The following is a 481-nucleotide window of genomic DNA, read 5'->3' as shown; positions in this document are numbered from 1 at the left end:
ATCACTAAAGCGGCATTGCTTTGCCAATATAAGCCCTAAAATTGTCAGAAAAGGCAAGATGAGCCAAACTAGCATTCCCAGCGAATCGTCGGACGGAAGTTCTGGCTGTAATTTCTCAATAAGCAACCCTATCCAACCACTGCATACTGTAATTACAGTAAAGATGACCAAGCCAGTCCGATAGTTAATTTTTGTGTTCGGAATCATAAAATCGCCTCCAATCATTACTATTAGTATATTACTAATAGTAATGCTATGGCTCCATCTTGTCAAGATCTAATTTTTTGCCCAGTTATGCCTCCCAATATTATGATTTGGAAGAAAATTTTATCGCAATTGGCCTGCCATGCCGGGGCAGACTACTAATCTCTCGCTGCCTCCGCCATTGCCAGCACATTTTCCGGCGGAACATTTCCCAACAGTTCCTCGTGACTGGGGGAGACTACCAAGCCGGGGCCTAGAATATCCTTCACACGATGCA

Annotated in this window: 1 protein-coding gene and 1 pseudogene; both read right to left on the bottom strand. The window is 43.7% G+C overall.

Features of this window, described 5'->3' with window-relative positions:
* Positions 1-207 (bottom strand): hypothetical protein (locus tag ACH2DQ_RS17345; protein WP_395027604.1); only part of this gene is annotated, 207 nt, incomplete at its 3' end.
* Between the two features lie 155 nt (positions 208-362).
* Positions 363-481 (bottom strand): annotated as a pseudogene (locus tag ACH2DQ_RS17340) (methyltransferase); the annotation flags it as partial.

It is taken from the genome of Robinsoniella sp. (genome assembly GCF_034124845.1).
Note: the sequence above shows the minus strand (reverse complement) of the source record. Positions and strands in the feature narration are given on the sequence as shown.